Genomic DNA, 25,940 nt, shown 5'->3' on the forward strand with positions numbered 1-25,940 from the left:
AAGAGAGGGCATTTTTTGTCTACATCCAACGAGTTCACCAGCGTAAAAGCCGCCACCGGTATTGAAGGTCTGGATGACATCCTCAATGGCGGATTGTCCCGCGGCCACGTGTTTTTACTCGAAGGTGAGCCGGGTACCGGTAAGACCACCGTCGCCCTGCACTTTCTAATGGCCGGCGCCGAAGCCGACGAACGCTCGTTGTACATCACCCTGTCTGAAACCGAGCGCGAATTGCGCCAGGGTGCCCGTTCCCACGGCTGGGAACTGGGAGAAAACGTCCACATATTCGAACTTACGCCCCCCGAAAGCGTGCTCAATTCCGAACACCAGCAATCGCTGCTGTACTCCTCCGACCTTGAGCTCGGTGAAGCCACCCGGCAGATCTTCGAAGTGGTCGAACGGGTTAAACCGACCCGCGTGATCCTCGATAGCCTGTCGGAAATTCGCCTGCTGGCGCAAAGCTCGCTGCGCTACCGTCGACAGATTCTGGCGATCAAGCATTACTTCGTGCGCTACGACGCCACGGTGTTGCTGCTGGATGACCTGACCACTGAGTCCCTCGACAAAACGGTACACAGTGTGGCCCACGGTGTGATTCGCCTGGAAGAATTGACGCCTAACTACGGCGCCGAGCGACGTCGAATCCGCGTCGTGAAGTACCGCGGCCAGAAATACCGCGGCGGCTTCCATGACTTCACGATCATGGCGGATGGTGTGCACGTGTTTCCACGCCTGGTGGCTGCCGAGCATCGCGGCACCTATATCCGGCGCCAGTTGACCAGTGGCATTCAGGAAATGGATGCCTTGCTGGGCGGCGGTATCGAAACCGGTTCCAGCACGCTGATTCTCGGTCCGGCCGGTACGGGCAAATCGTTGATCTCGATGGTGTTCGCCGCAGCTGCCGTGGCCCGGGGCGAGAAAGCGGCGCTGTTCATCTTCGACGAAGAACTGGGGTTGCTGTTCGAACGCATGAAGAACATCGGCATCGATCTGCAAGCGTTGCAGGATAGCGGGAACCTGCTGATCGAGCAGGTGGATGCCGCCGAACTGTCCCCCGGCGAGTTCTCCCACCGGGTTCGCCGCTGCGTCGATGAGCGCGACATCAAGACCGTGGTCATCGACAGCATCAATGGCTACCAAGCGGCGATGCCGGAAGAGAACGCGCTGGTGCTGCATATGCACGAGTTGCTGCTTTACCTCAACCGCCAAGGTGCGGCGACCTTCATGACCGTCGCCCAGCACGGGCTGGTCGGCGACATGCAGGCCCCGGTGGACATCACTTACCTGGCCGACACGGTGATTCTGTTGCGATACTTCGAAGCATTGGGCAAAGTCCGCCGGGCTATTTCGATTATCAAGAAACGCACCGGCAGCCATGAATCAACCATCCGCGAATACCGTATCAGTGCCCATGGCATGACCATCGGCGAACCCTTGGATGCCTTCCAGGGCGTACTGCGCGGCGTCCCCACTTATATGGGGGCAAGCATGCCGTTGCTTGGGGATGAAGGCCAGTGATGACCCAAGCGGCGACATCCGAACGCGCGATCATTCTCGCGCCGCTAGGGCGTGACAGTCAGATTGCAATGATGTTGCTCAAGGAGGCGGGCTTCGACGGGGTCATCTGTGCGGACCTGCCTCACCTGTGCCGCGAGCTTGAACAAGGTGCCGGCTTATTGCTGATCTCTTCCGAAGCCTTGTTGGGCAGTGATCTTGAGCCGCTACTGGGGTTGATTGATCAACAACCGGCCTGGTCCGATCTGCCGATCGTCCTGTTGACGCACCACGGCGGCCCTGAGCAGAACCCCGCTTCACGCTTCGGGCCGCAACTGGGCAATGTCACGTTCCTCGAACGGCCCTTTCACCCGGAGACCTTGATCAGCCTGGTGACGACCGCCCTGCGCGGCCGTCGACGACAGTACGAAGCCAGGGATCGGCTGGTCGACTTGAGCCAAAGCGAACTGCGCCTGCAAAACACGTTGGAAACCCTGGAGCAACAGGTCGAAGAGCGCACCGCCCAACTGCGCCATAACGAAGAAGTGTTGCGCCAGTCACAGAAAATGGAAGCGGTCGGGCAACTCACCGGCGGTATCGCCCACGACTTCAACAACATGCTGACCGGCATCATCGGCAGTCTGGAGTTGCTGCGCCGGCGTCTGGCCCGTGGTCGTACCGATGATCTGGACAGCCTGATCGATCTAGGCGTGACCTCGGCCAATCGTGCCGCCGGGCTGACCCATCGTCTGCTGGCGTTTTCCCGCCGTCAGTCGCTCGATTCCAAGCCCGTGGAAATGAACACACTGGTCGTGTCCATGGGTGAACTGCTGCAACGCAGCATCAATGAAAGCATTCGCCTGGACATGCAGTTGAGCGAGCAATTGTGGGTGGCCGAGGCGGACCCCAATCAACTGGAAAGCGCCCTGCTCAACCTGGTCATCAATGCCCGCGACGCCATGCCTAATGGCGGCAGGCTGGTGGTGCGAACATCCAATCAATACCTGGATAAACCGTTCACCGACCTGCACAGCAACCTCACGCCCGGTGATTACGTGACGCTCAGCGTCACCGACAATGGCTGCGGCATGCCGCAAAGCACCATCAACCGCGCCTTTGACCCTTTCTTCACCACCAAGCCGATCGGCCAGGGCACCGGCCTCGGGCTGTCGATGATCTATGGCTTCAGCAAGCAATCGCGCGGCCACGTCGCCATTCAAAGCGAAGTGGGTGAAGGCACGACGGTCAGTCTGTTTCTGCCGCGCTACGGTGGCGACCTGCCGCAAGAACTGCCGACGGACAGTCAACACCCGCTCTTCGCGCAGAATGGCGAAACCGTGCTGATCGTCGAAGACGACCCGGCAGTGCGAGTGCTGGTGAGCACCGTGTTGAGTGATTTGGGGTATGCCTTTCTCGAAGCCTGCGATGCTGACAGCGCGTTACCGATCTTCGATTCTGCGCAACGCATCGACTTGCTGATCAGCGACGTCGGCCTGCCCGGCATGAACGGCCGGCAACTGGCGGAAATCGGCCGGCAGTTCCGCCCGGGGCTGAAGGTGTTGTTCATCACCGGGTACGCGGAGCACGCGGCGGTGCGCGGCGGTTTCCTCGACCCGGGTATGCAGATGATCACCAAACCGTTCACCTTCGACCTGTTGACGGCGAAAGTGCGGGAGATGATCAGTGCCTGACCCCGTGTAGGAGCTGCCAAAGGCTGCGATCTTTTGATCTTGATCGTTAAAAGATCGCAGCCTTCGGCAGCGCCTGCAACGCGTGCATTTTCAGGAAAGCATCTTTTCCATGATGTCCGCCAATACATCCAGGTCGAACGGTTTTTCCAGGATTGGAGCCTTGCGGGTGATCGGGCTGCCGGTCTCTCGGATTTCCTGCGGGTAGCCGCTGATAAAAATCACTTTGAGGTCCGGTCGCAGTTTCACCGCAGGTTCGGCGATCTGCACGCCGGAGATACCGCCCGGCAGGCGGAAATCGGTAATCAACATGTCCAGATGCGGTTTGCTCGACAGGATATCGAAGGCCTGCTCGCCGTTTTCCGCCTGCAACACGCGATATCCCTGCCCCGACAGGTAATCCGTCAGCACCATCAGGATAACCGGTTCGTCCTCGACGACGAGGACTACGTCTTGTGCATCTTCACTCATGGGAAGCCTTTGTTCGGTCAATTGCTGCTGATACGACCGTGGGGTCGCTCAGAGGTTGCGTTTATCGGGCTGTTTTCCTACAGCAGCAGACAAACGCGAAACAGGGCGCCTTCGCCAATCCGGCTTTCGACGGTAATGGTACCGCCATGGGCGGTGACAATCTGTTCGGAAATAAACAATCCCAGGCCCAGCCCGGCGACGGCGTGTTTGGCCGTTACGCGCTCGAACTGCTGGAAAATCCTTTGCTGGTTTTCTTCGCTGATGCCGATCCCGCAATCACGCACCTCAACCCGCGCCTGACCGCTTTCACTGTACACCTTCACACTGATCGGACTCTTGGCGCCGTAGCGCAACGCGTTGGTCAGCAGGTTGGAAATCACCTGTTCAATACGAAACTCGTCCCAGTTGCCGATCACCGCTTGCTCGGCTTCCAGGGACACGGACGCCTCGGCGGCTTCGATCTGTTGCGCAAAGTTCTGCAACAGACCGCGTACCAGCGTTGAAAGGTCGAACAGCGTCGGGCGGATCGACAGTTTGCCGGTGCGGATGCGTGACACATCGAGCATGTCTTCGATCAGCCGGATCAGGCTTTTGATCTGCCGCTCGTCGCGATCGACCATTGCGTGCATTTTGTCGAGCGTGAACGCGGCGGCGTTATCCCGGGCCAGGTGCATTTTGCGCAGTTGGGTTTCGAGAATGAGGCCGTTGAGCGGCGTGCGCACTTCATGAGCCACGATAGACATGAAGTCATCGCGCATGCGCACGGCCTGTTGCAACTCCAGTTGAGTGCTTTGCAATTGCTGGAGCAGCGCTTCCTGCTCACGGCGACTTTGTTCCAGCTCTTCAACCTGCTGTTTCATCGCCTTGCTCTGGCGGAACAACTCGACGAAGACGTTGACCTTGCTCTTGACCGCATGGATATCCAACGGTTTGTGCAGGAAGTCCACGGCGCCGCTTTCATAGCCTTTGAACGCGTAGTTGAGTTCGCGCCCGGCGGCACTGACGAAGACGATGGGAATGTTCTTGGTCTTTTCCGTGCCGCGCATCATTTCGGCCAGCTCGAAGCCGTTCATGCCAGGCATCTGCACGTCGAGAATGGCCATGGCAAATTCGTGTTGCAGCAGCAGCGACAAGGCCTCGTCAGCCGATTGCGCTTTGTAGACGGTACGGTCTTCGCGCTTGATCAGCGCTTCAAGTGCCAACAGATTCTCCGGCAGATCGTCAACGATCAGCAGTTTGGCCTGAATATTACTTAGCATGCGATTCGTTCCAGCTCGACAAGCAGACGGCCGATGCCGCGGATAGGGAGAATGTGGTCTGGCTGGTGAATATCCAGCGCAGCCTGGGGCATGGTTGCCACTTGGGCCTCCTGCGGGTCTTGCACGATGGTCAGGCCGCCGCGCTGCTTCACCAGCGCCATCCCCTTCGCACCGTCGCGATTGGCGCCCGTCAGCAACACAGCGGCCAGGGTCGAGCCGTAGGCATCGGCAGCGGACTCAAACAGGTAATCGATCGCCGGCCGCGAATGGTGCACGCGATCTTCCTGACTCAAGGAAAAACTGCGGTCCTGCTCCACCGACAGGTGATAACCGGGCGCGGCGAAATACAGGGTGCCGGCCTCGACCGGTGTTTTGTCGCTGGCCTCGCGCACCGGCAGCGCCACGCGCCGCGCGAAGACTTCGGCCAAGTGGCTGCGGCGCTCATCGGGTAGATGCAACACAACAATGATCGGCAACACGAAACCTGCGCGCAGCGGGCTGAGGATGTTGAGCAGCGCCTCGACCCCGCCGGCCGATGCACCGATCACGATCGCTTCAACAGTAGGTAACCCCATTGCACCGTTCATGATTTGCGATAGATCCGTTCGTGTTTGACCAGCGGTTCGAATTGGTTACCGTAGGCTGAAAAATCAGGGGTTTCCTTGCTGCCCAGCACCAAAAAACCACGATGGCATAGCGACTCATGAAACAAACCGAAAGCTCGATCCTGTAATTTTTTATTAAAGTAAATCAGTACGTTACGACATGAAATTAATTGAGTTTCTGAAAATACACTGTCGGTCGCCAGGCTGTGATCGGCAAAGGTCACGTTCTCGCACAGCGTCTTGTCGATAATCGCGTAGCCATAGGCCGCCGTGTAGTAGTCGGCGAACGAGCACTTGCCACCAGCCTGCTGATAGTTGGCAGTGTAGGCGCGGACGTTCTCCATCGAGAATATCCCTTGCTTGGCTTTCTCCAACGATCGCGGATTGATGTCGGTGGCGTAAATGATGGTGCGATCCAGCAAGCCTTCTTCACGCAGCAGGATGGCCATCGAATAGACTTCCTCACCCGTGCTGCAACCGGCAATCCAGATCTTGATCGACGGATACGTCCTGAGCAGTGGCACCACTTCCTCGCGAATGGCCAGGAAGTGCGAGGGATCGCGGAACATTTCACTGACCGGAATCGTTAGCAGTTGCAGCAGTTGCATGAACGCGGTCGGGTCATGCAGGACTTTTTCCTGCAAGGCCGAAATGGTGCTGCATTCAAACTGACTCAGCGCATGGGTCACCCGGCGCTTGATCGATGCGCCGGAGTAATCACGAAAATCGTAGCTGTACTTGAGGTAGATGGCCTCAATCAACAACCGCAATTCGATCTCGTAGTTTCGCTCCACTGAATAATTGCGCTCCACTTAAATACGTTCCATCTTCGGCAACCACACACGAATCAGCGAAAACAACCGGTCCAGGTCGATGGGCTTGGCCAGGTAATCATTGGCGCCAGCCTGCAGGCAGCGCTCCTGATCGTCCTTCATGGCCTTGGCCGTCACCGCAATGATCGGCAGCTTGCGCCAGCGCGGGTCCTTGCGGATCTCGATGGTGGCTTCAAAGCCATCCATCTCCGGCATCATCACGTCCATCAACACCAGATCGATGTCCTCTACTTCATTCAATCGATCAATCGCTTCGCGGCCATTTCGGCCAATCACCACGACTGCCCCTTTTTGCTCCAATGCACTGGTCAGGGCGAAGATGTTGCGTACATCGTCGTCCACCAGCAGCACTTTACGGCCCTCGAAGACCTTGTCGCGGCTGCGGGCGGTCTTGAGCATCTTCTGCCGTTCATGGGACAACCGTGATTCGACTTTGTGCAGAAAAAGTGTCACTTCATCCAGCAAACGCTCGGGTGAACGCGCGCCCTTGATGATGATCGAGCGTGAATACTTGCGCAGTTCGGCCTCTTCGTCCCGGGTCAGGTTGCGCCCGGTGTAGACAATCACTGGCGGGAACGAACAGATATCTTCGGTGGACATGCGTTTGAGCAAGTCATTGCCGAGCATGTCCGGCAACTTCAGGTCGATGATCATGCAATCGAATATCGTGGTGCGCAGCAGTTCCAGCGCATCCTGAGCGAGGCCGACGGCGGTGATTTCGATGTCATCATCACCAATCAACCGCGAAATGCTGTCTCGCTGCAGGTCATCATCTTCAACTAGCAGCACTCGCTTGACCTTCTGGGTCAGCTTGGCCTCCAGGCGTGCGAACACGTCCTTGAGCTCTTCGCGGGTGGTCGGCTTGACCGCATAACCGATCGCGCCCATGTGCATGGCGGCTTCGACTCGGTCCTCGACCGAAATCACATGCACCGGGATATGCCGGGTTTCGGCGTGTTCCTTCAAGCGTTGCAGCACCGTCAGCCCGGAATGATCCGGCAGGCGCATATCCAGCAGGATCGCATCAGGAATGAACTGCCGGGCCAGGTCGTAACCTTCGTCGGCACCGTGGGCCACCAGGCAGTGATAACCCAGCTCGTGGGCGAGGTCGAAGAGGATGTGCGCAAAGTTAGGTTCGTCTTCCACCACCAGGATGCAACGCGTGGTGAACGGTGCCTTCTGGCGGTCATCGTTGAAGCGCGGAATATCCTCGACCACCAGCGCTGCCACGGTCGCCGGGGCAACGTGCGGTGCAATCGCTACCGGCGCGGCGCGCATCGGCTCGACGGGTTCTTCACCCGGTTCGACATACTGTTGCGGCAAGACCAGAGTAAACACACTGCCCTGCCCCGGCGCGCTGGTGACACTGATCGAGCCGCCAAGCAGCGCGGCCAGGTCACGGGAAATCGACAGCCCCAGGCCGGTGCCGCCGTAGCGCCGGTTGGTGGTGCCATCGGCCTGGCGGAATGCCTCGAAAATACTGTCGTGCTGATCCGTGGCGATGCCGATTCCGGAATCGCGGACGATAAAGGCAATGCCGTGGTCCGGCGCCGTGGCAACGCTGAGGCTGACGCTGCCGGCCTCGGTGAATTTCACTGCGTTGGACAGCAAGTTCTTGATGACCTGCTCCAGGCGCTGGCGGTCAGTGAAGATCATGCCCGGCGCGCCGTTTTGCAGTTCAACGTGGAAATCGAGGCCTTTATCCAGCGCCAACGGCTGGAACATTCCACGCAAGCCATCGACCAGACGCGCCACGCTGGTGGTCTCCGGACGGATTTCGAGCTTGCCGGCCTCAACCTTGGAGATATCGAGAATGTCGTTGATCAGGTTGAGCAAATCGTTGCCAGCCGAATAAATCGACTCGGCGAACTTCACCTGTTCGGCACTGAGGTTGTCTTGAGGGTTTTCCGCCAGCAACTTGGCCAGGATCAACGAACTGTTCAGCGGCGTGCGCAGCTCGTGAGACATGTTGGCGAGGAATTCCGACTTGTACTTGCTTGAGCGCTGCAACTCTTCGGCGCGCTCTTCGAGCTGGATCTGCGCCTGATTGAGCTCGGTGTTCTTCAGGTCCATGGCATCGCGCTGCTCGGCCAGCGCTTCGGCCTGCTCGGCGAGCTGTTCATTGGTCTGTTCGAGTTCGACCTGTTGGGTCTCCAGGTGCGCCTGGGACTCCTTGAGAATTCGCGACTGCTCTTCGAGTTCTTCGTTGGCGGTTTTCAGTTCTTCCTGCTGCACTTGCAGTTCTTCGTTGAGCTGCTGGGTTTCGGCCAGCACTTCCTGCAACCGCTGGCGATAGCGCGCCGCCTCGATCGAAGTGCCGATGTTGCCGCAGATCAGTTCAAGCAATTCAATGTCACGGTCGTCCAGTGGACGCAGGAAACCCAGCTCGATAACGCCGTTGACCCGGTCGTCATCGCTGGTTGGCACCACGAGCACGCTGCACGGCAAGCCGTCACCGAGGCCGGAGCTGACTTTGAAGTAGTCGCTCGGGACTGCGTCCAGGCGAATCAGCCGCGCCTGCTGCGCGACCTGACCGACGATACCTTCTTCGCTATAGATGTGTTGTTCGATTGCTTCCTGCTCACGGGAGAAACCGTAAGACGCTATGCGCCGCAGACCACCGTGCTCTTCGCGGACGTAAATCGCCGCCACGGCGCTGCCCAGGTACTGCGCGCAAAATTGCAGGATGTTGCGCCCCAGCAAGTTCAACGACAGTTGGCCCAGCACCTGCTCAGCGAGCTCAGTCTGGCCGTTGCGCAGCCACGCCTGGCGCTGCAAGCGTTCGGCGCTGGCTTGTTGCGCGGCGAGGTTGGCGCTGTAGCTTTGCGACAGATTCAGCAAATCGCGGCGGCCGATATAGGCCAGCAGCCCACTGATCGCGGCAATGAACAACAGATAAAGACCGATGCTCCAGACCGTGGTACGGCGCACCTCTTCGTTACGCGCGGCACGCAGCTGCTGCTCCATGTCGATCACGTCTTCGAACTGCTTGCGTACCTCATCAGTCAGGCGCTTGCCCTTTCCGGCCCGGACCGCGCTGCGGTAATCGCCGCTGGTGCGCTGCAAGTCGATCATGCTTTGCGCGTATTCAGCCCATTCCTGCTGTAACGACTGCAACCGGCGCAGACGGTCGGTTTGAGCCGGGTTGTCGGCGGTCAATTCGAGCAAGGTCTTGAGGACAATCTCGACTCTCGGTTTCGCCGTTTCGTAAGGTTCCAGAAACTTGTCGTCGCCACTGAGCAGGAAACCGCGCATGCCGGTTTCCAGGTCAACCGTCAGCTTCACCGCCTCATTGGCATTATTGATCACCCGGTCGGTGTGCTCGACCCACTGAATCGTCGAGAGCAAATACGTGATCAGCGACACAAAGAAAACGGCACTGATGAGGCCGACGCCCAGCGGCAGGCTGATGTTGCGGCTCAGGAGTTTACGAAATCGTTGCTCATCAACCGAAGACTCAGAGGTCATAGTTAAGCCTTGTCGAACTGGTGAAAACCAGGGAGTTTGCCCCAAACCTGGCACGTTGATCCAATTTTCTCACGCCTTTTTGCGCAAAGTCCTACATTGAGCTGCGTGCGCAGCAAAGGAGCGGTTATCCTGCGTCCAATAATTTTTATAACGCGTCGGGAACTTGTCGGGATCCGCCACTTACTCATGCAAGAGGGCCGGCAAATTCGATAGACCGGCAACCGCCCATCCATTCTGAGAAATTCACTATGTCCGCCATCCCCTCCACCATCCTGGTCGTCGAAGACGATGACATCGTGCGCATGTTGATTGTCGATGTGCTGGAGGAGTTGGAGTTCAAGGTGTTGGAAGCTGACGGCAGCGAGCAGGCACTGGAGATTCTCGAAGTCCTTGACCAACGCATTGACCTGATGATGACGGACGTGGGTTTGCCGGGCATGGATGGACGCGAATTGGCCGATAAAGCCCGTGCATTGCGGCCTGCGTTGCCGATCATGTTTGCCAGCGGCTACGCCGAAAACATTGACGTGCCTGACGGCATGCATCTGATCGGCAAACCGTTTTCCATTGATCAGCTGCGAGACAAGGTCAAAGGCATTCTCGGCAATTGATCATTTGCCTGCCTGCGTCCCGATAAATACCAGATATTTCCATCACTATTCAAAAAAACGAATCGCTTATCTTTCGCCGCTTGATGCCTTGGCTTTCGTTTAGAGAGCCAAGGGTTTCGGTCATCTCGTGTATGGAAGACTTCTTTTGCCTCAGGTCAATGCCACTGCAACGCGTGCCGCCACATCCGCGACTCCTTTTGCTCAAAACATACTGCCTTCTGCCGCCCATCGGTTGTCGGGCGCCAGTACACGCAACCAGCCGTTGCCCCCGCAGCTTTACGTCATCCCAGACAAGTCAGTATCAGGGGGGCTTCCTGCTCACGACGCTCAACTGCCAGTTCTCTGTCCGGTGTACAACGGACTATTAACTGCCAACGAGATGCCGGATTTTTTAAAGGAAACGGGAGCAATCTGCGATCAAACGTCGCTCGAGAAAGCCTGGACTTCATTGGAGAACCGACTTCGAACGCAGACAGTTTCGGAGGATGATGTCCTCCAGATACTCGAATCAGGAGTTCTACAAACGGATACGGGAAAAACACTGGCGCCGCTACTGTCCGAGGCAATCCTGCGTTCGATCAAGCCGTTAGCCGGGCTTGCACCAGAGCGGTTGCGAGAGTTTGTAGAAACTATCTGTCACCTGCCTCCAGCCCGGTGGGCAAATAGTTTCGGGGAAGACACCAACTTTCCTCGGGGCAACGACGGTAAAGGCGTACAAGGTTTTATTCAGAAGCAAATAACCGCTTCCCGAGCACAAAGAGAACAGCAAGTTGCCAATGGCGAATTGCTCGACGACGACACATGGAAAGCCCTGAAGGAATTCACGCAACAATCGCGGGGGTATATCCCCGAGTCAAGTGTAGGCACTCTTAATGAAACGCTGAGGCAATTGGAAGACCTGATTCACATCAGACCTTCCCCCAAAGAAGCACAGTCTTTGATGGCAGACTTTGCTCAGGCCATGAAAGAATCTAGTCCGAACGAACGTGAACGCTGGTCCGTTCGCTTTCCAGGAACGGTACAGCAACTCAAAGAGCGCCTAGAGGCAATCGAGATAGTTGACAAACGTCCAGATCGGAGCTGGCTTCCAGTCAATATGGCCTTCTCGCCTTCAGACGCCATAAGCGTGATTCAAAACAACGCGAACTCTCTCCTACTCAATGTTCACGACTTTATCTTTGGTACTACGGTTGAATCCGCTCTCACAGCAGAAATCGAGCCCCGTCAGCCTGAGTCCGCGCTACTGGCCACAATGGTGGAGATCGAACGAAAATCCAGCTTTTACAATGAGGTTATCACTACAGGGCCGCGTTACACCGGTGGTTTATTCGGGAAGGTTCTGTATGTTCTCAACGCGCTGGATACAGTGGGTGTATTGTCGATCGCTGAAAGGGTTAAACCTCATCTGCCAGCAGTTCCAGTTCCTGCTTTGCCAGCAGACCAGACAAATAAACGCGTTGAAGAAGCAGTTGTCAGTAGCGAACCTGCCAACGAGTCATCATCCACAACACCGAATGAGACTACGTCGCTTGAGCAATTGGCACAGTCGGTGCTCAATACCCTAAGCGAATTCGATAATTTGCTGAAGTTCCCTGCGGCTGAGGCCTATGAGCCTGTAGTACATAATTTTGAAATGGAGCTTCAAGCACTAATGGATGCTGAAGCTGGCGGCATATCAGAATCTCCCTATCGACATGAGGAGCTCTCTGAGGCTGTCCCTGGATGGTGGCAATCAATTGGCCCGCAGATCTACACGGCGTTAACCGGCTTGCTCGCGGGAATGGCAAATTCTGCCGTGGCGTCTGGCGCGGTTTTAACTCGGCAGATCAGGGAGAACCCTGTTGCCACTGGCGGCTACACAGTCGCCGCGGTCTCTGCAATCGCAACTATTACTTCGATCTACAACCACTTCAACACACAGTATCCGGGGCAGACCCCCAACCTTCCGGAGCCCGGCGAGCAACCCGGTACGGGTAATAGAACAAGCGAAATTCTATCCACTGCAAGCACGCCACCAACCCCAGAGACTTCGCCCGCAAGCATTGATCCCGCCGAGAGTGTCTCAACGACCCAAAGCGCTGCGGTCCAGCAAGAGCAGATCGAAGAGAAAATCGAGGATATTCTTGCGCCGCTCTCAGACACCATCCTTCAGTTGATGTATCAGTCCACCGAGCACAACTTGCTCGACGACGCCCAATTGCTCCACAACGTTGCGATGCTGCTGGAACAGCACAGCACAAAAGACGCCGCCAAGTCCTATGCCGAACTGATAGAAGAAGTCGAGGAGCCTACCCACGGGTTGCAGGATTTAGCGCAGTCAGAGGAGATTGCCCAGTCCCCTTCGCGAAGGGTCAAGAGAGAAGCCACGTTCGGCGAAAGTGGCGCTCAATCCGGTGCCGTGATTCCAGATGCCGAGGTGCCCGAGCAAAACGCGTCTGACAACGAAGCGCTGCTGATTCAATACGTGGCAACGATGCAGGAACTGGAGCGCCCGGCCCCCGACCTAATTGAGGATATCGATAGCGAAACGCAAACAGATCCAGCCCTGAATAGCGCGCGAGAGGTCGTCCGGCTATTGCGCAACAGGCGCAGCGTTGGATGGGCGGACGCCTCACGAGCCAACGGTGACGCGCAGCTGATTTCAAGCTACACCACGGCCCTTGCGCAGGCATTCCACTCAACGCCCGCGAACACCGACATCAATGTCGTGGTACCGAGTCATTCCACGTTTGGCCAGTGCTGGTTGAATTACGTCAGAGCCTTCAGTAACCCATTTTTTACCGATTGGGCCACCAAGGTAGGCCTCGATCTGGCGACTGCGAAGATCGACACCAACGTTAACTCCCTCAGCGGAAGGGTGGGGGAAAGTCGGGCTCTGAAAACCTTCACACTAACCGACCACAGCGGTTGGGCCAACGTGGCGGGGCCGATCCTTCAAGCAGCCGAGGTCATCGCGCCGATTCTCCATACTGTTTCATCCCCCTCCCCCAGTTTCGGGGCACCATTGAATCTGGTAGCGAGTTTTCATGGTGAGTCCCTGCCCACAACCAAAGCCGATGCCGAGCGACGCGCCATAGAACTGAGCGCGAACCCTGTATTTTCCTCGATTGATGCTGACGAGACTTTTAGACCCCGCGAAGCCAGGTCCGAAGCGGCCGTTGAAAGCCAAAAACGCAAAATGGGTGACATTACCACCCGCCATCGCTTGGTGATGGCCTTGAATGATCTGATTCGTGGTAAGCCGGACGACCAATCGGTGAGTCTCGATTTTACTTTGGTGTCTCCCGACTCATCATTCGCTGCTAAATACCCATTAGAAGCTCAAAGATTGATTAGTGCGTATCGGTACATCAGCGCCAATGGCTGGATTGTGCCAACTACCGTCGCAGGTGTGCGCAATCTGGTGGAGATGTTAAGCAATCCGTTACCTGTAGCCCCCAAAACGGGAAACTACCAAGGCGCTTGCGGCTATTCTCGCCCGTTAACCCCTGCTCAACGAAACTTGATCAGCACCACCACTGCTAGTCGCGTGAGTTTGGCCAGAAACCGTGGCTTACTCGACCTATTCTTATCGCGCGCAAACGAATTTACACCGCTACAAGGCCTTAAGCTCGCGCTCTCATCTTCAGAGGCGTCTTCGTTGGGTCGTGCGCTTACATCGGATCTGAATGTCATTTCCACAAAAGAAAGTGCGGATGAATTGGTCATGGCGGCGCTGCTACTTGACCTGGACCCGACATTTGGCCAGCAACGCAATCATGTTGCAGGATTCAACCTCACGCAGCAGGCCAATTGGGGAGCCAAACCTTCGGCGGTAGTTGCCAGCCTTGAAAGTCACCTTGTAGCGGGCGGCAAAGTCAGCACCGGAACGGCGCCAGTCGCCGTCTATCATTTGCTTGCCGCCAGCGCGCCTGAGTTTCTGGTCAAGAACCTGCCCGACAACCTGGTCTGCGGCACCCATACCTGGGCGATGTTACGAATCGGTGTAGCCCGAATAGAACAGATAGCGCCGGGGACTTCCGCTCAAATGACTTTTGAGCAAGTCATGAAATACGCCGACACGTTGCCCATCACAGTCGGCCAGGAAATTGCTGAGCAGTCCGTTACGGTCAATCCCCTCATCGACTGGGCGATTGCCAACGGCGTCATTCCCCTCAATGCGGGTGACACGTACACACCACAACAACTTGTTATTGCACAAGAGAAGTTCCACGAGGTCAGAAGTGAACTTGCACGGGCACGGAACTCTCTGTCTGCGCCTGTTCCAACAAGAAGAGAGCTGGCGCTGGCTGAACTGACCCGTGTATACGGCGAAGGCCTGCCCTATGAGGAACTGTGCCTCACCCCTAGAGCTGCGGTCTTACCTCAAACAGCGCAATCTTTGCTGGATCTTTACATCGATGGCCGCTTGCCAGGAGTCTCCTGGCACTCGTCGAATCCACTGATACCCATCGATCGTTTCAGTCAACAGTTCGAAACGTTAAAAGATGTAAGCAATCTATTTACTGAGACCTTTAATAATTATTATCACAACCTCTGCTCAGGCTCGGAGTCGGTATTTAAGCATCTGGTCTCGCAACTACCAATGGAAGACCGAAAAAGCCTTGAATATGGCAAGCAAAAATTCTATTCGTTGCGCAGCGAAATCAGGAAAGAAGCGTGGCAAATAAGCACAGAGGAATCGAATGCCAGTAAGGGCCGCCAAGGTGTTCTGATAGAGTCCGAATACCAAGGAAAAAAGACTTATTATGAAGTGCTTCCATCGGCGGTGCAGATTCGAAAGCGCAATATAACCGAGCCACTGATATTGGGTGGAGTACCACGCGTCATTGCCAGTAGCAGGAGCCAAATTGAATTTCAGGCAGCGACTTCGCAGCCCTTCGATTGGGAAGCCTTCAAAAATGGGACACCGCCAAGAGAAAATGTCACTTCAAACGTGATCATTGATGAATTCAAGCCTATGCGCCAGCAAGCCGTTCTCTACGGCGACAACTTTGACTTCAACTCGGTCCCCAGTGCATTTTCATCTGATTCCAAACTTGATTTCATCGCCAAGGTCTTGGTGGAAGAGTTTTTCATGCCCGAAAAGGATGGCCTCTTCGAATCGGCAAAAGGACTTACAACTTGGGAAGAACGGCAAGCTTACCAAAAAAATGTAATGGCCTTCCTTGGATCACTGGTCCCATTTAAATCCACGATTGAAAACATCCAGAAAGGCGATACCGCAGGGGCGGCTCAGGACTTTTTACTGGATGCATGCGGGTTCGTCATACCCGGTTTTTCTGTCGCAGGAAAAATCGCGAAAGTTGCGAAATCAGGTATTGGGTTCATTCCAAAAGCCTTGAAGTTTACCTGGGTCATCGGTAGCACTACTGTTGCTGCCGCAAATCCGTTAGATGGAATCGGAGACGTTTTCAAGGGGGGAGCAAACGTTGTAGTCAAACTGGGGGAGCAGGCCAGAGACGCTGCGAGCAGAGGTGTCGATCAGCTCAAACAACTGATTGGCAGTACCAAAGCCCTTCCCCCGAGTTACCTGTCAAAACAGGCAAATCTCGCTGACGGTGTCGTGCGTGGCGGCCAAACCGCGGGGCAAACTGAAAAAGTCAAAGCTGTATTCAAAGACGGTAATTGGTATGCCTTCAACGTTGACGCAAACCGTCCCTATGGCCCACCGCTGGAAAGCTTTAAACCTGATAGCTCCATTACGCTTGAACAATCAACTTTCAGTGACGGGTCTGTAGCACTGACAAATACTCGGCTATTTGACACTGAGCCATTTACAATACAGAGATCCACTTGTACCGATGTGGTGGTGGGCGATAAAGTCTATCGTCTGAACCCTGCAGATCCAGAGAGTCTGAATGACCTGTCATCCCCCATATACTTCAGCAATCTCGAAGGATTCGATTCAGTTTGCAGCAGAGGGGGCAAAGTTAAACGGAGCGTTAGTTGCTTCTCAAAAATGATAGAGGATAACTTGTCTCCCGCAGCAATGAGAGCGCAAGCGATCGAACATAAACGTATCTATCCTTCTGCAGGCGGGAACTCCCAAATTGTACATGAACGTAGAATTTACAACTGTGACGCCACAACTGGAAAATGCACCCCAACAGCACTCTCAGAACCATTGCAATTCAAGAAAAAAGTTACCGGTAGCATTATTAACGATAAACACTTCGGTCTTCGCAAAGACACAACCGACAGCCACCTTGATACCCACACGCGGGTTGTCAAGATTAATCAAATAGTTGCTAGCGTCGACGATGCGCGAGATGTGAGGGGCTTCTTGGTTGATGTTCCAGGCCTGCTTTGGGGTAAAAGCACGTATTTGGTTGCCGAAGCGGATACAGGCCTTTTCTACTACTGCAAATTCGACAGCACCGCCCCTACCGCCCTAGAGTTCAGAAAAATACATTACGTTAAAGACAGTTTTGCTGGCGACATTATCGAGCGATATCAAAAAATCAAGGGGCCCAGCATCCAAGCCGCCGGAGTACCCGTCCCCAATCGAGACTTTGTCACGTTACCAACACTCGATAGCTTATATGCCGACCTCGTTAAAAGTGCAGCTTATACGCCAGAGCAACTGACAGACCTAGAAAAAAAAGTAGAGTTGTTTACTAAAGAAAAGCAGCGGGAGTTTGTTTTTGATGTTTGGAACAAAAACAACCACCGCAAGGTTGATATCACGATTCCGGCTATCAGAGTAACCTCTATTCAGACACCTATTGGTTTCACGGGCTTTACAGACTCAAGAAAAAATGAAATTTATGCGAATGGCGCAAAACTTCAAATTGATGAACAAATCAAGGCCACGGGACTAGGTTCCTTTAATAAAGGTGATCCAACCGACTCCGCAGACACGCTTAGAAGGGATACCGCGCAGCCTGTCGTGCTATGGGAATACAAACTATTTGATGCCCCTCCACCCAATGTGGTGGAAATGATCCTCAAGACCGGTTCCGGAAATTGCGACCAAATGGCGGCTGTTGCGGCGGATATCGTTCTGAAAAATAGGGGCGCAGCAACAGTTTGGGGTATGCCTGGACATTCTTTCACAATGGTAGGAGGTCCAAAAAAAGGTACTGCTCAGGATTCAACCGACTTCAGTGAGTCCGCGTTTATCGACGCGTGGATTGTCGACCCGTGGGCTGGGATAGTATGCCCGGCCAATCAGTACAATCGCCAATTTTCTAACACAATGTCGTTATGGCAAACGGAAGGTAAGAAAATTATCACAACACATGGACCAATAGCTTCTGAAACTGTCGAATGGAAGGATCCCACGGATTCGATTTGGATAAATAGACTAAATGGGCCAAAACAGCTGAAATATTAAGTAATTCATCCACTGCGACGCTCCCTTCTGGGAGCGTCAACTTTTGTGGGGATTATCGTTGCAGATGTAGTATCCCCCGCCCATTAAACTATAAGATTAATGGTTTGCTTACACCACTTGAACGACCTCTAACCCGCTCGGCCCAAGGAATCCCTTCACATGACAGACCCTCACACAACCAAAGTCCTGGTCATTGGTTACGTCTGGCCCGAGCCCCGCTCTTCTGCGGCCAGTGGGCACGTGATGCAGATCCTCGACGTTTTCCTGCAACAAAGCTGGGATGTCACTTTCAGCAGCCCGGCAAGCTTTGGTGAGCAGCGTGCTGACTTGACGGCGCTGGGTATTCGCGAAGTGCCTATCGAGTTGAACAACAGCAGTTTTGACACATTCATCAGCGAACTGAAACCGGACATCGTGTTGTTCGATCAATTCATGATGGAAGAACAGTTCGGTTGGCGGGTCGAGAAACACTGCCCCGATGCCTTGCGTGTCCTCGAAAGCTGCGACCTGCAAAGCCTGCGGCATGCCCGTCACCAACGGCTCAAAGAGCGCTTGAAAGCCAACGATGACAACAACGATTTTCACGACCTGTTCGCGCCGGCGTTGCGTGAAGAGTTCGAGCACATGGCCGACACCGACCTGGCCAAGCGGGAGGTCGCTTCTTTTTATCGTTGCGATCTGACACTGTTGGTTTCTGAAGTGGAAATTGAACTGCTGGTCGAACAATTCAGGATTCCGCGCCATCTGCTGCACTGGAATCCTCTGATGGTCGACCTGCCAGATAGCGCCCCTGTACCGTTCGAAGCGCGCGCAAACTTCATCCATATCGGCAACTTTCGCCATGCGCCCAATTGGGATGCGGTGCTGTGGTTGAAAACCGCGATCTGGCCGCTGATTCGCGAACAATTGCCGGCTGCTCAATTGCACATCTACGGCGCCTATACGCCTCCCAAAGCAACAGCCCTGCATAACCCCGCCCAGGGTTTTCATATCATGAACTGGGCGGAGGATGCTTTGAAGGTCATGTCCGCGGCACGTATTTGTTTGGCGCCGCTACGTTTCGGCGCAGGTATCAAAGGCAAAATTGTCGATGCCATGCTTACAGGCACACCCAACGTCACGACGCCTGTGGGGGCCGAAGCGATGCACGGCGAAGAACCTTGGCCTGGTGCAGTAACTCGTACCGCGCGCGACTTCGCCGATCAGGCCGTGCAACTCCACAACGACAAGGCGCTGTGGCTGCAAGCCCAGGCAAACGCGCAAACCCTGCTGGCTAGCCGTTATCAGCAATCCCTCCATGGCCCGGCCTTGATCCAGAGGCTGCTCGATTGTCAGCGGGATCTGGCGAGCATCAGACGGGATAACTTCACCGGTAGCATGCTGCGTCACCACCATCACAAGAGCACTCAATACATGGCGCAATGGATTGAGGCGAAAAACCGACTCAACTGAAGCCGCGCGATACATATGTACCGCCTTTGCTGAGCCCGACCCGCTAATCTGGCCCCTTCACACCCCACGGACGGGGTGATTCGCAAAAGGAACGGCCATGACCGACAAGCGTACAAGACTGCTCGACAAGCAAACCTGGATGAGCAACACCCTCGATATCAACCTTCTGAAACTCACTGACATTGTCTGGCCAGGCGCACATAACGCCGGCATGGACAAAAAAGCCCCCAACCATGATGCCGTCTTCGGTAACTGGACAAGTTGTCAGAACGATACGTTTGCCTGGCAACTTGCCAATGGCGCACGAGCCTTCGATATTCGTCTGGGGTATGCCGCTGCCGCGGATCGATCCGGGTTTTACTTCCACCACAGCGGTTTTCGCTCGAACCGTGACCTGGACGAATTGATCGATGCGCTACTGCTGTTTCTGGACCGTAACCCCGACGAATTCATCGTTCTGGATTTTCATCAGTTGGCCGATGGCGACAAATACTTCGATCATAAAAAACTCAATGACTTACTTGTCCGTCGTCTCGGGCTGCGCCTGGTACTCCCCATTGATGGACTTAAAACCGTCGGTGAACTGAAAAGAGCCAGTTCACAACGCAGAGTTGTTCTAGCGGCGGCTATTGTTACGGGGCTTGATGACACCTACTTCTGGCCACGTATTCCGCATAAATGGCATGACAGGACTTTCACCGACATCGCCGAACTCCAGCGTTACATTGCTCGCACGCTGGTCGATGCGCCGTATGAGACATTCCTCTGGTCATTGTCAGCGACCACCTATTCATTGCTCGGCGGCCCGGGGCATTTGAAGCGTTACCTCAACGACTGGTTTTCTACCACGGGCAACTGGGTAACGCGCTGCAGCATCATCAGCACTGACTTTTTCGATGAATCCGATATCGTGCGCTATTGCTGGAGCGCCACCAGCATGAAAGCGGTGTACGGCCACGCCCTGCACGAGACACCGCGCGTCCCCTAAACGCACTCTCTGGCAATTCCCACCGTTTAAGAGGCATCATCAAGCGCGCGATAACAAGAAAAGTGTGCCGACATGACCCGTACCGCCAGAGTCACCGACCCTTCCTACGAACTGATGGACGACCACAACGGGTTGTCCATCATCTATCGTCAGCACGGCTTCCCCTGCCCTCTGGTGCGCTGGCATTTCCACAAGGAATACGAACTGCACCTGATCGTCGCCAGTTCCGGCAAGGTGTTCATCGGCGACTACATCGGCAACTTTTATCCCGAAAGCCTGTTCCTGACCGGCCCTAACCTGCCCCACAACTGGATCAGCCAGGTGGCCGAAGACGAAGTCGTGCCCAAGCGCGACATGTTGGTCAACTTCACTGACGAGTTGTTCGACAGCGGCTATCAGGTGTTCGCCGAACTCAAGACCCTGGCGCCGTTGCTGGAGCGCGCGCAGTACGGCATTGAGTTTCGCGGCAAGCCCACCATCCGCAAGGCGATGGACCTGATGCAACGCATTGCCGATAGCACCGGCGTGACACGGCTCGGGCATTTTTTCATTCTGCTGGAGCTACTGGCCGCGTCTGACGACTATCAGTTGCTGTCCGGCGCCACCACCCCGCAACTGGCGGACGAGCACAACATCGACCGCACCAACCGCGCCGTGGATTACATTTTTGCCCACTACGCCCGGGACTTGACGCTGGAGGAAGTCGCCGAGCATCTGGGCATGAAGCCGACCTATTTCAGCCGGGTATTCAAGCAGGCGACCGGGCGCAATTTCATTGAGTTCGTCAATCGCCTGCGCATCAGCAAATCCTGCGAATTATTGGCCGATGGCGACAAACCGGTGACCGATGTGTGCTTCGAGTCGGGCTTCAACAACATTTCCAATTTCAACCGGCGCTTTCAGCAACTCAAGGGCATGACGCCTTCGCACTACCGGCGGTTGGTGGTGCAGCGGCTGACAGAGCAAAACCTCGGCTAAGGATCAAAGGATCGCAGCTTTCGGCAGCGCCTACAGGCTGTGATCTTTTTGCTTTCAAATGCATGAAACCTGTACGTATTCGATATCACTCCCTCGCTGAAAACCCCTTCCCTGCGTCCACCCCCACAAACTCTAGTGCAAAAAAGTATCGATTAAAGTGCGATGGATGATTTGTCTCACTCGCCATTGAAGGCTGTAATCAGCACAGATTCTTCCTGCCTTCGGAAGACACAAAAACAATAACTGTCCTTCTGTGACCCGCCGGGCGCAGAAAAGGAGTGCACGATGCAACCTTCTGTAAAAGCTCTGCTTGCCCTCACCTGCATGACCCTCAGCAGCGTCAGCCTCGGCGCGCAGACCCTGACCATCGCCACCGTCAACAACAGCGACATGATCCGTATGCAAAAGCTCTCGAAAACCTTCGAGGCCGAGCACCCGGACATCAAGCTCAATTGGGTAGTGCTTGAAGAGAACGTTCTACGCCAGCGCCTGACCACTGACATCGCCACCCAGGGCGGGCAGTTCGACGTGCTGACCATCGGCATGTACGAAGCGGCATTATGGGGCGCCAAAGGCTGGCTGGAGCCAATGAAGGATTTGCCCGCCACTTACGACCTGGACGATGTCTTCCCGTCGGTACGCGAAGGCTTGTCGGTCAAGGGCTCGCTGTATGCCTTGCCGTTTTACGCTGAAAGCTCGATCACCTATTACCGCACCGACCTGTTCAAGGACGCCGGCCTGACCATGCCCGAGCGCCCGACCTGGACGCAGATCAGCGAGTTCGCCGAAAAGCTCACCAACAAGGACAAGGAACAGTACGGTATCTGCCTGCGTGGCAAGGCCGGTTGGGGCGAAAACATGGCGTTGATCACCACCGTGGCCAATGCCTATGGCGCACGCTGGTTCGATGAAAAGTGGCAGCCGGAATTCAACGGCCCCGAGTGGAAAAATGCGCTGAATTTCTACGTGGACACCATGAAGAAATCCGGCCCGCCGGGCGCATCGAGCAACGGTTTCAACGAAAACCTGGCGCTGTTCAACAGCGGGAAATGTGCGATCTGGGTGGATGCCAGCGTCGCCGGTTCGTTCGTCACCGACAAAACCCAGAGCAAGGTCAGCGACCACGTCGGTTTTACCTACGCGCCCCATGAGGTCACCGATAAAGGTTCGGCCTGGTTGTACTCCTGGGCACTGGCGATCCCGACCAGTTCCAAGGCCAAAGACGCGGCAAAAACCTTCAGTGCCTGGGCAACCTCCAAAGAATACGGCGCACTGGTTGCCGAAAAAGACGGCATCGCCAACGTGCCGCCAGGCACCCGCGCATCGACCTACAGCGAGGCGTACATGAAAGCGGCGCCGTTCGCCAAGGTCACGCTGGAATCGCTGAAAGCCGCGGACCCGAGCAAACCAAGCGCCAAACCGGTGCCATACATCGGCATCCAACTGGTGACCATCCCGGAATTCCAGGGCATTGGTACCCAGGTTGGCAAATCCTTCTCGGCGGCGCTGATCGGCCAGACCACGGTCGACCAGGCTTTGGCCGCCGCTCAGCAAAGCACGGAGCGAGAGATGAAGCGCGCCGGTTATCCCAAGTAACCGCCACTTAACCTGTGGGAGCTGGCTTGCCAGCGATGAGACCGACACATTCAACATTGATGTCGACTGTTCAATCGCCGTCGCAGGCAAGCCCACTCCCACAGGGTTCGCGTCGATGGCAGGAATGTTGTTCTTTCCTGAACATGTATTTGCACCCATACGGTTGTGATCACCATGAATACTTCAACTGCCAAAGCTCACCTGGACATCGCCCAACCCCAGCGCAAAAACCGAACGGCCAATCCCGGCTGGTTTCTGGTCAGCCCTTCGGTGCTGTTACTGTTGCTGTGGATGATCGTCCCGCTGGGCATGACCGTCTACTTCTCGACCATTCGCTACAACCTGCTCAACCCGGGCGAGAACGAGTTCATTGGCCTGGAAAACTTCACTTACTTCCTCACCGATTCGGGCTTCCTGCCCGGCGCCACCAACACGTTGCTGCTGGTGGGCAGCGTGCTGCTGATCAGCGTGGTGTTCGGCGTGCTGATCAGTGCGTTGCTGGAGGCCAGTGAGTTTCTGGGTCGCGGCATCGTGCGGGTGATGCTGATCTCGCCGTTCTTCATCATGCCCACCGTCGGCGCGCTGATCTGGAAAAACCTGATTTTCCATCCGGTGTCGGGGATCCTCGCCTACGTCTGGAAACTGTTCGGCGCGCAACCGGTGGACTGGCTGGCGCACTACCCGCTGCTGTCGATCATCATCATTGTCTCGTGGCAATGGCTACCCTTCGCGATCCTGATCCTGATGACCGCCATGCAGTCCCTCGACCAGGAACAGAAAGAAGCCGCGCGCCTGGATGGTGCCGGGCCGATCGCGATTTTCTGGCACCTGACCCTGCCGCACCTGGCGCGGCCGATTGCGGTGGTGGTGATGATCGAAACCATCTTCCTGCTCTCGGTATTCGCCGAAATCTTCACCACCACCAACGGTGGCCCCGGCTATGCCTCGACCAACCTCGCCTACTTGATCTACAACCAGGCGCTGGTCCAGTTCGACGTCGGCATGGCGTCCGCTGGCGGGTTGATTGCGGTGGTGATCGCCAACATCGCGGCCATCGTGCTGGTGCGGATGATCGGCAAAAACCTGACAGACAAAGCCTGAGGCCTGCCATGACTCTTCAACAATCTCGCCGCCTGCAAAGCCTGCTGCTCGGCACCCTGGCCTGGGCCATCGCGATCCTGATTTTCTTCCCGATTTTCTGGATGGTGCTGACCAGCTTCAAAACCGAAATCGACGCGTTCGCCACGCCGCCGCAGTTCATCTTCACGCCGACGCTGGAGAACTACCTGCACATCAACGAGCGCAGCGATTACTTCAGTTTCGCCTGGAACTCAGTGGTGATTTCCTTCGCGGCCACGGCCCTGTGCCTGTTGATTGCGGTGCCGGCCGCTTACTCCATGGCGTTCTACGAAACCCAGCGCACCAAAGGCACCCTGCTGTGGATGCTCTCCACCAAGATGCTGCCACCGGTGGGCGTGCTGATGCCGATCTACCTGTTGGCCAAGAGTTTCGGCCTGCTCGACACGCGCATTGCGCTGATCGTGATCTACACCCTGATCAACCTGCCAATCGTGGTCTGGATGATTTACACCTACTTCAAGGACATCCCCAAGGACATCCTCGAAGCCGCCCGCCTCGATGGCGCAACCCTGTGGCAGGAAATGGTCCGGGTGCTGCTGCCGATCGCCAAGGGTGGCCTGGCCTCCACGGTTTTGCTGTCGCTGATTCTTTGCTGGAACGAGGCGTTCTGGTCGCTGAACCTGACCTCCTCGAAAGCCGCACCGCTGACTGCATTGATCGCGTCCTACTCAAGTCCCGAAGGGTTGTTCTGGGCCAAGTTGTCGGCGGTCTCGACCCTGGCGTGCGCGCCGATCCTGATTTTCGGCTGGATCAGCCAGAAACAACTGGTACGCGGCCTGTCGTTTGGCGCCGTGAAATGACCTTAAAGCAAAAGATCGCAGCCTGCGGCAGCCACGTGCAGGTGCTGCCGAAGGCTGCGATCTTTTGATCTTAAAAAACAACAAGCGGAGGCCCATCATCATGGCCAACCTGAAAATCAAGAATCTGCAAAAAGGCTTCGAAGGTTTCTCCATCATCAAGGGCATTGACCTTGAAGTGAACGACAAGGAATTCGTGGTCTTCGTCGGCCCGTCGGGCTGTGGCAAATCCACGCTGCTGCGTCTGATCGCAGGGCTGGAGGAAGTCAGCGGCGGCACCATCGAACTCGATGGCCGCGACATCACTGAAGTCAGCCCGGCCAAGCGCGACCTGGCGATGGTGTTCCAGACCTACGCCCTGTACCCGCACATGAGCGTGCGCAAGAACATGTCGTTCGCCCTTGATCTGGCCGGTGTGCCCAAGGCCGAAGTGGACAAGAAAGTCGGCGAAGCGGCGCGCATCCTTGAGCTGGGGCCAATGCTGGAACGCAAACCCAAGCAACTGTCCGGTGGCCAACGCCAGCGCGTAGCGATTGGCCGGGCCATCGTGCGTAATCCGAAAATCTTCCTGTTCGACGAACCGCTGTCCAACCTCGACGCCGCCCTGCGGGTGCAGATGCGCCTGGAACTGCTGCGCCTGCACAAAGACCTGCAAGCGACAATGATCTACGTGACGCACGATCAGGTCGAAGCCATGACCATGGCCGACAAAGTCGTCGTGCTCAATGGTGGCAAGATCGAACAAGTCGGCTCGCCGCTGGACCTCTATCACCAGCCGGCCAACCTGTTCGTCGCCGGGTTCCTTGGCACACCGAAAATGGGTTTCCTCAAAGGCCAGGTCACCCGCGTCGACGGCCAGGGTTGCGACGTGCAACTCGACGCCGGCACCCGCATCAGTCTGCCGCTGAGTGGCGCCAACCTGAGCGTGGGCGGCGCGGTGACGCTGGGCATTCGCCCGGAACACCTGGAGCTGGCCAAACCCGGCGACTGCGCGCTGCAAGTCACTGCCGATGTCAGCGAACGCCTGGGCAGCGACACGTTCTGCCATGTGCGCACCGCCTCGGGCGAAGCCCTGACCATGCGCGTGCGTGGCGATCTGGCAAGCCGTTATGGCGAAACCCTGAGCCTGCACCTGGACGCCGAACACTGCCATTTATTCGATGCCGACGGCGTGGCGCTGACCCGTCCATTGCGCGTTGCCGCCTGATTTCAGAGAGCTTG

At 56.0% G+C, this 25,940-nt stretch carries 16 protein-coding genes; 11 read left to right on the forward strand and 5 right to left on the reverse strand.

Annotated elements, in window-relative coordinates; translation table 11 throughout:
* The first annotated feature begins 15 nt into the window (after positions 1–15).
* Both KVG88_RS02745 and KVG88_RS02750 read left to right on the forward strand, forming a co-directional pair.
* Positions 16–1,518, forward strand: coding sequence for an ATPase domain-containing protein (locus tag KVG88_RS02745; protein ID WP_217870251.1), 1,503 nt, complete (start codon positions 16–18; stop codon positions 1,516–1,518).
* Entirely contained in the window at positions 1,518–3,185 is a 1,668-nt protein-coding gene (locus KVG88_RS02750) for an ATP-binding protein (protein ID WP_217870252.1), read from the forward strand. The genes KVG88_RS02745 and KVG88_RS02750 overlap by 1 nt, the downstream gene beginning before the upstream one ends.
* A 90-nt stretch (positions 3,186–3,275) precedes the next feature.
* On the opposite strand, the gene KVG88_RS02755 is transcribed toward KVG88_RS02750, so the two are convergent.
* The 5 genes from KVG88_RS02755 to KVG88_RS02775 all read right to left on the reverse strand — a co-directional run bounded on the left by KVG88_RS02755 (position 3,276) and on the right by KVG88_RS02775 (position 9,818).
* The gene (locus KVG88_RS02755) at positions 3,276–3,653 is read right to left on the reverse strand and encodes a response regulator (protein WP_217870253.1); all 378 of its coding nucleotides are present in this window, start codon (positions 3,651–3,653) and stop codon (positions 3,276–3,278) included.
* A gap of 77 nt (positions 3,654–3,730) precedes the next feature.
* Positions 3,731–4,912 carry a hybrid sensor histidine kinase/response regulator gene (locus KVG88_RS02760; RefSeq protein ID WP_217870254.1) on the reverse strand — a complete coding sequence of 394 codons (1,182 nt, stop codon included), beginning with the start codon at positions 4,910–4,912 and terminating at the stop codon, positions 3,731–3,733.
* Positions 4,906–5,499, reverse strand: a complete 594-nt coding sequence (locus KVG88_RS02765; protein ID WP_150700482.1) for a chemotaxis protein CheB — start codon at positions 5,497–5,499, stop codon at positions 4,906–4,908. Before KVG88_RS02765 ends, KVG88_RS02760 begins: the two co-directional genes overlap by 7 nt.
* Complete coding sequence (locus tag KVG88_RS02770; RefSeq protein WP_437179936.1) at positions 5,496–6,311, reverse strand: CheR family methyltransferase; 816 nt, start codon at positions 6,309–6,311, stop codon at positions 5,496–5,498. The genes KVG88_RS02765 and KVG88_RS02770 overlap by 4 nt, the downstream gene beginning before the upstream one ends.
* Before the next feature lie 18 nt (positions 6,312–6,329).
* Positions 6,330–9,818, reverse strand: a complete 3,489-nt coding sequence (locus KVG88_RS02775) for a response regulator (protein WP_217870256.1) — start codon at positions 9,816–9,818, stop codon at positions 6,330–6,332.
* Positions 9,819–10,066: 248 nt separating this feature from the next.
* Here KVG88_RS02775 and KVG88_RS02780 point away from each other — a divergent pair, with 248 nt between their 5' ends.
* The 9 genes from KVG88_RS02780 to KVG88_RS02820 all read left to right on the forward strand — a co-directional run bounded on the left by KVG88_RS02780 (position 10,067) and on the right by KVG88_RS02820 (position 25,926).
* Positions 10,067–10,429 carry a response regulator gene (locus KVG88_RS02780; RefSeq protein ID WP_217870257.1) on the forward strand — a complete coding sequence of 121 codons (363 nt, stop codon included), beginning with the start codon at positions 10,067–10,069 and terminating at the stop codon, positions 10,427–10,429.
* Positions 10,430–10,574: 145 nt separating this feature from the next.
* On the forward strand, positions 10,575–17,768 hold the full coding sequence (locus KVG88_RS02785) for a hypothetical protein (RefSeq protein WP_217870258.1): 7,194 nt from the start codon (positions 10,575–10,577) through the stop codon (positions 17,766–17,768).
* Positions 17,769–17,927: 159 nt separating this feature from the next.
* Positions 17,928–19,220, forward strand: a complete 1,293-nt coding sequence (locus tag KVG88_RS02790) for a glycosyltransferase (protein WP_217870259.1) — start codon at positions 17,928–17,930, stop codon at positions 19,218–19,220.
* Between the two features lie 97 nt (positions 19,221–19,317).
* Entirely contained in the window at positions 19,318–20,208 is an 891-nt protein-coding gene (locus KVG88_RS02795; protein WP_217870260.1) for a phosphatidylinositol-specific phospholipase C domain-containing protein, read from the forward strand.
* 72 nt (positions 20,209–20,280) lie between these two features.
* Complete coding sequence (locus KVG88_RS02800) at positions 20,281–21,186, forward strand: AraC family transcriptional regulator (protein ID WP_150700489.1); 906 nt, start codon at positions 20,281–20,283, stop codon at positions 21,184–21,186.
* Positions 21,187–21,471: 285 nt separating this feature from the next.
* Positions 21,472–22,782: an ABC transporter substrate-binding protein gene (locus tag KVG88_RS02805; protein ID WP_217870261.1), complete on the forward strand. Its 1,311-nt coding sequence runs from the start codon at positions 21,472–21,474 to the stop codon at positions 22,780–22,782.
* 174 nt (positions 22,783–22,956) lie between these two features.
* Positions 22,957–23,883, forward strand: a complete 927-nt coding sequence (locus tag KVG88_RS02810) for a carbohydrate ABC transporter permease (protein ID WP_217870262.1) — start codon at positions 22,957–22,959, stop codon at positions 23,881–23,883.
* Positions 23,884–23,891: 8 nt separating this feature from the next.
* The gene (locus KVG88_RS02815; protein WP_217870263.1) at positions 23,892–24,722 is read left to right on the forward strand and encodes a carbohydrate ABC transporter permease; all 831 of its coding nucleotides are present in this window, start codon (positions 23,892–23,894) and stop codon (positions 24,720–24,722) included.
* Positions 24,723–24,822: 100 nt separating this feature from the next.
* On the forward strand, positions 24,823–25,926 hold the full coding sequence (locus tag KVG88_RS02820; protein ID WP_150700493.1) for an ABC transporter ATP-binding protein: 1,104 nt from the start codon (positions 24,823–24,825) through the stop codon (positions 25,924–25,926).
* The last annotated feature ends 14 nt before the right edge of the window (positions 25,927–25,940 follow it).

The organism is Pseudomonas azerbaijanoccidentalis (assembly GCF_019145495.1).
GTDB lineage: Bacteria > Pseudomonadota > Gammaproteobacteria > Pseudomonadales > Pseudomonadaceae > Aquipseudomonas > Aquipseudomonas azerbaijanoccidentalis.

Coding starts and splice junctions, on each gene's coding strand:
- KVG88_RS02750 (WP_217870252.1), top strand. CDS start 1,518: ATGACCCAAGCGGCGACATCCGAACGCGCGATCATTCTCGCGCCGCTA.
- KVG88_RS02755 (WP_217870253.1), bottom strand. CDS start 3,653: ATGAGTGAAGATGCACAAGACGTAGTCCTCGTCGTCGAGGACGAACCG.
- KVG88_RS02760 (WP_217870254.1), bottom strand. CDS start 4,912: ATGCTAAGTAATATTCAGGCCAAACTGCTGATCGTTGACGATCTGCCG.
- KVG88_RS02765 (WP_150700482.1), bottom strand. CDS start 5,499: ATGAACGGTGCAATGGGGTTACCTACTGTTGAAGCGATCGTGATCGGT.
- KVG88_RS02775 (WP_217870256.1), bottom strand. CDS start 9,818: ATGACCTCTGAGTCTTCGGTTGATGAGCAACGATTTCGTAAACTCCTG.
- KVG88_RS02780 (WP_217870257.1), top strand. CDS start 10,067: ATGTCCGCCATCCCCTCCACCATCCTGGTCGTCGAAGACGATGACATC.
- KVG88_RS02790 (WP_217870259.1), top strand. CDS start 17,928: ATGACAGACCCTCACACAACCAAAGTCCTGGTCATTGGTTACGTCTGG.
- KVG88_RS02795 (WP_217870260.1), top strand. CDS start 19,318: ATGACCGACAAGCGTACAAGACTGCTCGACAAGCAAACCTGGATGAGC.
- KVG88_RS02800 (WP_150700489.1), top strand. CDS start 20,281: ATGACCCGTACCGCCAGAGTCACCGACCCTTCCTACGAACTGATGGAC.
- KVG88_RS02805 (WP_217870261.1), top strand. CDS start 21,472: ATGCAACCTTCTGTAAAAGCTCTGCTTGCCCTCACCTGCATGACCCTC.
- KVG88_RS02810 (WP_217870262.1), top strand. CDS start 22,957: ATGAATACTTCAACTGCCAAAGCTCACCTGGACATCGCCCAACCCCAG.
- KVG88_RS02815 (WP_217870263.1), top strand. CDS start 23,892: ATGACTCTTCAACAATCTCGCCGCCTGCAAAGCCTGCTGCTCGGCACC.
- KVG88_RS02820 (WP_150700493.1), top strand. CDS start 24,823: ATGGCCAACCTGAAAATCAAGAATCTGCAAAAAGGCTTCGAAGGTTTC.